The 7,589-nt window shown below is 71.0% G+C and carries 6 protein-coding genes and 2 pseudogenes; all 8 read left to right on the top strand.

The window, feature by feature from the left end; all coding sequences use genetic code 11:
* Positions 1-447 (top strand): annotated as a pseudogene (gene glyA / locus VIB55_RS07925) (serine hydroxymethyltransferase); the annotation flags it as partial.
* A gap of 246 nt (positions 448-693) precedes the next feature.
* A complete protein-coding gene (locus VIB55_RS07920) occupies positions 694-972 on the top strand; it encodes a hypothetical protein (protein WP_331876134.1) in 279 nt (92 codons plus the stop codon).
* A gap of 341 nt (positions 973-1,313) precedes the next feature.
* Positions 1,314-2,453 (top strand): NAD-dependent epimerase/dehydratase family protein, encoded by a 1,140-nt coding sequence (locus VIB55_RS07915; RefSeq protein WP_331876133.1) that lies wholly within the window; start codon positions 1,314-1,316, stop codon positions 2,451-2,453.
* A 10-nt stretch (positions 2,454-2,463) separates the two neighbouring features.
* Positions 2,464-3,558, top strand: a complete 1,095-nt coding sequence (locus VIB55_RS07910) for a GDP-mannose 4,6-dehydratase (protein ID WP_331876132.1) — start codon at positions 2,464-2,466, stop codon at positions 3,556-3,558.
* An 11-nt stretch (positions 3,559-3,569) separates the two neighbouring features.
* Entirely contained in the window at positions 3,570-4,562 is a 993-nt protein-coding gene (locus VIB55_RS07905) for an MDR/zinc-dependent alcohol dehydrogenase-like family protein (protein WP_331876131.1), read from the top strand.
* 302 nt (positions 4,563-4,864) lie between these two features.
* On the top strand, positions 4,865-5,827 hold the full coding sequence (locus VIB55_RS07900) for a Gfo/Idh/MocA family oxidoreductase (RefSeq protein WP_349263004.1): 963 nt from the start codon (positions 4,865-4,867) through the stop codon (positions 5,825-5,827).
* On the top strand, positions 5,824-6,939 hold the full coding sequence (locus tag VIB55_RS07895) for a glycosyltransferase family 4 protein (RefSeq protein ID WP_331876129.1): 1,116 nt from the start codon (positions 5,824-5,826) through the stop codon (positions 6,937-6,939). Before VIB55_RS07900 ends, VIB55_RS07895 begins: the two co-directional genes overlap by 4 nt.
* Positions 6,936-7,589: pseudogene (locus VIB55_RS07890) on the top strand (glycosyltransferase); the annotation flags it as partial. The gene VIB55_RS07895 and the pseudogene VIB55_RS07890, both read left to right, overlap by 4 nt.

Genomic DNA, 7,589 nt, shown 5'->3' with positions numbered 1-7,589 from the left:
GCCGTCGGCGAGGCGCTGCGGCCGGAGTTCGGCGACTACAGCGGCCGGGTGATCACCAACGCGCGCGCCCTGGCCGGCGAGCTGATGGAGCGCGGCTTTACGCTCGTTTCCGGCGGCACCGACAACCACCTGCTGCTGGTGGACCTGCGCAGCAAGGGCGTCACCGGCAAGGTGGCCGAGAAGGCGCTGGAGCGCGCGGGGATCACGGTGAACAAGAACACCGTCCCGGGCGAAACGGAGTCGCCGTTCGTCACCTCGGGCGTGCGCATCGGCACGCCGGCGCTGACCACGCGCGGGCTGGGCGAGGACGAGATGCGGACCATCGGCGCCTTCATCGACCGTGTGATCCAGAAGCCGGACGACGAGGACGTGGCCCGTACGGTCCGCGGCGAGGTCGCCGAGCTGTGCTCGCGCTTCCCTCTGTACGGCGAGTGGGCGCGCACCTGATCGCCTGACCGGTGGAGGGACCCCGCCCGGCGCCGGCAGGTGGCGCCGGCCGTGTCGGGCCGCGTCCGGGGCGACACGGAATTTGCATCCACCCTGTCCGGAACAGGCCGTATTTCCCCGGCAGCATTCGACAAGTGAACGGCATGTTCTTTGCCTGAGCATCTACATACGTTTGCCGGAAAGCCCCGCGCCACGCGGGTTTTCGGGCCCGGGAGGTACCTGAACCCCCGTCCCACGCGCACCTGAATGCTCAGCCAGCCCAGCGGCACCGACACACCCGAGGCGGTCGACCTTCGCGGCCGCATCTTCACCGACCTCGACAAGCTGGCCTTCTCGCTGGAAATGGAAGCCTCCGAGCACCTGGAGCGCGGCCGTTCCGCCGAGTACCTGCGCGCCCAGGAGCGCCGCCTGGGCGTGCGCCTGGCGCAGCGCCTGGTGGCGGGCGTCCCGGCCGAGGAGGTGAACGGGCGGATGGAGCGCTGGGACGGCGACTACGCGCGCCGCCTGGGCGCGGAGCAGGGGTGAGGCTCCGGGGACGGGTTCGGCTGCCGGTGCGCGGCGTCCGCGTCTGACACGGCACTCTCCGCGGGCGGGGGATCGGGTCTCGGTCCCCCGCGCCGCTTGTGGAGCAGGCGGTGGCGGATGTGGACGCGTTCCGCAAGCGTATGTAGATGTTGAAGATGCGGGAATCCTGTGCCGGGTGGCCCCAACGTGCTGCTTGATTCCTGGGCTCGCGGGGACGATTTTGGCCGCGTGAGCGCGCCGAACGGGACGTATCGGGTGCTCGGAGCAGGGGAGGGCTAGGACAGGGCGGGCGCGCCGGGGGCGTGGCGCCGCCGTGGGATCACCGCGAACGGAGGTGGGGAGTGTCGGCTCGGAGAGTGCTGGTGACGGGAGGGGCGGGGTTCGTGGGAAGCCACCTGGTAGACGCGCTGCTGGCGCGCGGCGACCGGGTGCGCATCTTCGACAACCTCGATCCGCAGGTTCACCCCGAGGGGCGCCGGCCGCACTGGATGCCCTCCGACGCCGAGTTCGTCCAGGGCGACATGCGCAACGCCGACCAGGTGCGCGCCAGCCTGGAAGACATCGACGTGGTGTACCACCTGGCCGCGGCCGTGGGCGTGGGCCAGTCGATGTACCAGATCGCCGACTACACCGCCGTCAACACCATGGGCACCGCGCACCTGCTGCAGGCCCTGGTGGACGACCGCAACGGCCCGAAGAAGCTCACCGTGGGCAAGCTGATCGTGGCCTCGTCCATGTCCATCTACGGCGAGGGCCGCTACGCGCGCCCCGATCGACAGGAGCCGCGCGGCACCCTGCGCCCCGTCGACCAGCTGCGCGCCCAGCAGTGGGAGCCGCGCGACGTGGACGGCACCGAGCTGCGGCCCCTGCCCACCGACGAAGGCAAGCCGCTGGACCCCACCAGCATCTACGCGCTCACCAAGGCCGACCAGGAAAAGATGGTCCTGCAGATCGGCGCGGCGTACGGCATTCCCTCGGTGGCGCTCCGCTTCTTCAACATCTACGGCCCGCGCCAGGCACTTTCCAATCCCTACACGGGGGTCGCCGCCATCTTCAGCGCGCGCCTGCTGAACGGCCAGCCGCCGCTGATCTTCGAAGACGGCGAGCAGAGGCGCGACTTCGTGTCCGTGCACGACGTCGTGCAGGCGCTGCTGCTGGCGGCGGACCAGGACGCCGCGGCGGGGAAGGCGTTCAACGTGGGGTCGGGGCGCGGCGTGAGCGTGCGCGAGGTGGCGGAAACGCTCGCGCGCGTGCTGGGGAGCGGCATCGAGGCGCAGGTGACGGGCAAGTACCGCGTCGGCGACATCCGCCACTGCTTTTCCGACATCTCCCTTGCCCGCGAGGTGCTGGGGTACGAGCCCCGCGTGACGTTCGAGCAGGGGATGGAGGAGCTGGTGGCCTGGCTGCAGGAGCAGGACCGCCCGCAGGACGGGGTGGAAGCCCACGCGGCCGAGCTGGCCGCCCGCGGACTTACGCTGTGAGGAGGGGACGATGAAGGGAACGCGTGACCACATCCTGATCACGGGCGGCGCGGGCTTCGTCGGCAGCAACCTGGCGCACGCGCTGCTGCGCGACGGCGAGCGGGTGATCGTGGCGGACAACTTTTCCCGTGACGGGGTGCGGCTGAACGCCGAGTGGCTTCGCGGCCAGCACGGCGACCGCGTGCGCATCGAGCAGGTAGACGTGTGCGACGCCAACCGCATCGGCGCGCTGGTCGAGCAGAGCAAGCAGGTGTTCCACCTGGCCGCGCAGGTGGCCGTCACCACCTCGCTCGACGACCCGCGGGCAGACCTGCAGACCAACATCCTGGGCACCTTCAACGTGCTCGAAGCGGCCCGCGCCATGAAGAGCGCCGCGCCCGCCGTCCTCTTCACCAGCACCAACAAGGTGTACGGGGGGATGGACGACGTGAAGGTGGAGCTGGCCGGCGACGCCTACCGCTACGCCGACCGGCGCATGGGCGTGGGCGAGGACGCGCGGCTGGACTTCCACTCGCCCTACGGCTGCAGCAAGGGCGCCGCCGACCAGTACGTGCACGACTACGCCCGCATCTACGGGCTGCGCACCGTGGTCTTCCGGATGAGCTGCATCTACGGAACCCGCCAGTTCGGCACCGAGGACCAGGGATGGGTGGCGCACTTCGGGCGCGCGCTCTTCGGCCGCGAGCCCATCACCATCTACGGTGACGGCTGCCAGGTGCGCGACATCCTGTGGATCGACGACCTGGTCGAGGCCATGCGCCTGGCCATGGGCCGCATCGACACGGTGTCGGGCCAGGTGTTCAACGTGGGCGGCGGCGCGGCGAACGCGGTGACGGTGCGCGGGGTGATCGACCGTTTGATCGAGATTACCGGCCGCTCCGTTCCCGTGCGGATGGCCGACTGGCGCCCCGGCGACCAGCGCATCTACGTGAGCGACAACGCCAAGCTGGAGCGGGTGCTGGGGTGGAAGCCGCGCACCTCGTGGAAGGCGGGGCTGGAGAACCTGGTCGATTGGCTGCGCGAGGCCGACCTGATGTCGCCCGTGCCCAGCCTGGCCGCCGAAGCCGACGAGGCGCTGCTGGCCCAGGCGGCCGCGGTGCCCTGAATGATCTGGAGATGACGATTCAAGACGAGACGATCACCGGGACCATGCGCGCGGTGCGGCTGACCGGCCCCGGCCGGATTTCGGTGGACGAGGTGACGGTTCCCGAGCCGGGACCGGGACAGGTGCGGATCCGCCTGGAGGGGTGCGGCGTCTGTGCATCCAATCTCACTCCGTGGTCCGGCCCCGACTGGATGAAGTTTCCCACCGACCCCGGCGGCATGGGGCACGAGGGATGGGGCGTGGTGGACGCGGTGGGCGAGGGCGTGCAGGAGTTCGCCGTGGGTGACCGCGTGGCGGCGCTCTCGTACAACTCGTACGCCGAGTACGACGTGGCCGACGCGTCAGCGACCGTGAAGCTCCCGGCGTCGCTGGACGGGCAGCCCTTCCCCGGCGAGCCGCTGGGGTGCGCGATGAACATCTTCCGCCGCAGCGACATCCAGGCCGGGCAGACGGTCGCGATCGTCGGCATCGGCTTCCTGGGCGCGCTGCTGACGCGGCTGGCGAAGGACGGCGGGGCGCGGGTGATCGCCATCAGCCGCCGTCCCTTCTCGCTGGATGTCGCCCGGGAGATGGGCGCGGACGAAGTGATCGCCATGGACGACCACTGGGCGATCATCGAAAAGGTGAAGGAGCTCACCGGCGGCGTGCTGGCCGACCGGGTGATCGAGGCCGTGGGCAAGCAGTGGCCGCTGGACCTGGCGGCGGAGATCACCAGGGAGCGCGGCCGGCTGATCATCGCGGGCTACCACCAGGACGGCCCGCGGCAGGTGAACATGCAGATGTGGAACTGGCGCGGCCTGGACGTGATCAACGCCCACGAGCGCGACCCGGCGGTGTACATCGAGGGCATCCGCCTGGCGGTGGACGCGGTCGCCTCGGGCCGGCTGGACCCCACGCCGCTCTACACGCACACGTTCCCGCTCGACCAGCTGGACGACGCCCTGAACGCCACGCGCGACCGGCCGGACGGGTTCTTGAAGGCGTTGGTGATGACGGGCAACTGAAGTGCGAGAGTGCGAGAGTGCGAGAGTGAACTGCCGGCCGGCGCGGATGTCATCCCGATGGAGCGGCCACGCCGGCCCGGCACTCACACGATAGACGGCAGGGACTGAGGGATCCGCCACACACGGCGGGTCCGCCACGAGACAGACCAAACGGGGCAGCCCGTTTTTTCTCAGCTTTGTAGATCCTGACGGAGACGCGAGTGAGCAAAGTCCTGACCGAAGCGCCACGAGAGACCGCGAGCACGGAAGCCACTTCCGCACTCACGCACTCCCGCACGAACGCACTTCCGTCCCTCGGGTTCCTGGGTGTCGGCTGGATCGGCCGGAACCGCATGGAAGCGATCGTGAAGGCGGGCTTCGGGCGCGTCGCCGCCGTCGCCGACACGTCCCCGGAGATGATCGCCGCGGCGAAGCAGTCTGCGCCGGACGCGGAGGTGGTAGATGGGTTGGATGCGCTGCTGGCGATGAATCTGGACGGCATCGTCATCGCCACGCCCAGCGCCATGCACGCCGAGCAGTCCATCCGCGCGCTGAACGCCGGCGTCTCCGTCTTCTGCCAGAAGCCGCTGGGGCGCACGGCGGACGAGGTGCGCGCCGTCGTGGACGCGGCGCGCGCGGCGGACCGCCTGCTCGCCGTCGATCTTTCCTACCGATTCACGGAGGGGATGCGCGCCATTCGCGAGCGCATCGACCGCGGCGAGCTGGGCAAGGTGTACGCGGTGGACCTCGTGTTCCACAACGCCTACGGCCCCGACAAGCCCTGGTTCTACGATCCCGCGCTTTCCGGCGGCGGCTGCGTGATGGACCTCGGTGTGCACCTCGTCGATCTCGCCGTGTGGACGCTGGGCTTTCCCGCTGCGACCCACGTCCGCTCGCGCCTCTTCGCGGGGGGCGAGCCGCTGGGCGCGAATGCGGATCGATGCGAGGACTACGCGTCGGCCACCGTGGACCTGGCGGACGGGACCACGGTGCAGCTGGCCTGCTCGTGGAAGCTTTCCGCCGGTCAGGACGCGGTGATCGGCGCCTCGTTCTACGGCACGGGTGGCGGCGCGGCACTCAAGAACGTCAACGGTTCGTTCTACGACTTCACCGCCGAGGCGTACCACGGCACCTCGCGCGAAACGCTGGCGACGCCGCCGGACGAGTGGGGCGGCCGCGCGGCGGTCGACTGGGCGCGGCGCCTGTCCGAGGGCGCGCGCTTCGATCCAGAGGCCGAGCGGCTGGTGGACGTGGCCGCCGTCCTGGACCGCATCTACGGTCGATGAAGGTCCTGCTCACCACCGACACCGTTGGCGGGGTGTGGGACCACACGGTCACCCTGGCGCGCGAGCTGGACGCGGCCGGGCACGAGGTACTGGTGGCGGCCATCGGCGAGCCGCGCGACGAGCGGCTGGCCGCGCTTCCCCCCGGCGTGCAGGTGGTGTGGCGGCCGTACAAGCTGGAGTGGATGGGAGATGCGCAGGCGGACGTCCAGGCCGCGGGCGAGTGGCTGAGCAGCCTGTGCACGCTCTGCGCGGCCGACGTGGTGCACCTGAACCAGGTGGCCTACGCGGTCCATCCGTTCAGCGCGCCCGTGCTGGTCGCCGTGCACAGCGACGTGCTCTCGTGGTTCACCGAGGTGGAAGGCCACGAGGCGCCCGCCGGGGAGTGGGGCGCCTACCGCGAGTGGTTGCGCGTCGGGCTGATGGCCGCGGACGCCGTTGTCGTGCCCACGGCGTACCAGGGCCACCTGGTGACGCGGCACTACGGCGTTCCCGCGCCCCGGGTTATCCACAACGGCACCCAGCTCGCCCCGGACGAGCCCGCGCCCCGGCCGGATGCGCTGGTGCTGACCGTCGGCAGGCTGTGGGATGCGGGGAAGGGCGTGGACGTGCTCGATGCCGCGGCGGGGGTGCTGGGGGCCGATGGGCCGCCGGTGCACGTCATCGGCGAGACCGCCGCGCATGGCGACGCGTACCAGCCGCGCCACGTGGTCTCGCACGGCCGCGTGGAGCGCGCGCAAGTGGACGAGTGGATGCGCCGCGCCTCCATCTACGCCGCGCCCAGCCGTTACGAGCCGTTCGGCCTGGCGCCGCTGGAGGCCGCGCTGCACGGCTGTGCGCTGGTGCTGAGCGACATCGGCAGCTTCCGCGAGCTGTGGGACGGCTGCGCGGAGTTCTTCCCGGCCGGCGACGCGGCGGGGCTGGCGGAGGCCATCCGCCGGCTCGCGGGCGATCCCAGGCGCCGGGAGCGGCTGGCCACCGGCGCCCGCACCCGCGCCGCGCGGCGCTACACGGCCGCGCGGATGGCGGGCGAATACATCGAACTCTATCACGAGCTGGCGCGGGGCGGCGAGGCCAAACGCCGCCGCACCGACGCGCTGGCCGCGGCATCATGAAATTCGTCTTCTTCGTCCACAGCGCCGTTTCCGACTGGAACCACGGTAACGCGCACTTCGTCCGCGGGCTGATGAGCGCGCTCACCCGCCTGGGGCACCCCGTGGTGAGCTACGAGCCGCGCGGCGCCTGGTCGCTCGAGAACCTGCTCCGCGACCACGGCGTGGGCCCGGTGGTGGAGTTCGCCCGCGCCTATCCCGAGATCGACGTCCGCTCGTTCGATCCGCACTCCGCGACGTTGGGAGAGGATCTCGCGGCGGCCGTTGAGGGCGCGGACGTGGTGCTCGTCCACGAGTGGAACGATCCGCACGTGGTGAACGCCATCGCCCCGGCGGTGCGCGCGGCGGGCGGCATCCCCCTGTTCCACGACACGCACCACCGTCCGTGGAGCCAGCCGGAGGTCATCGCCCGCTTCGACCTGGCGGCGTACGACGGCGTGCTGGCCTTCGGCGACGTGCTGCGCGACGTGTATCGCGCGCGGTTCGCCGTGGAGCGCGCGTGGACCTTTCACGAGGCCGCCGACGTCGTGCGCTTCCGCCCCCTGGACCGGCCCAAGACGCAGGACGTGATGTGGATCGGCAACTGGGGCGACGAGGAGCGCACGCAGGAGCTGCGCGACTACTGGCTGGGCAACGCGCGCCGCTTTCCCGAG

This window comes from Longimicrobium sp., from assembly GCF_036554565.1.
In the GTDB taxonomy this organism is placed as follows: Bacteria; Gemmatimonadota; Gemmatimonadetes; order Longimicrobiales; family Longimicrobiaceae; genus Longimicrobium.
The sequence above is the reverse complement of the archived record's forward strand: the minus strand, read 5'-3'. Positions and strand labels throughout refer to the sequence as shown.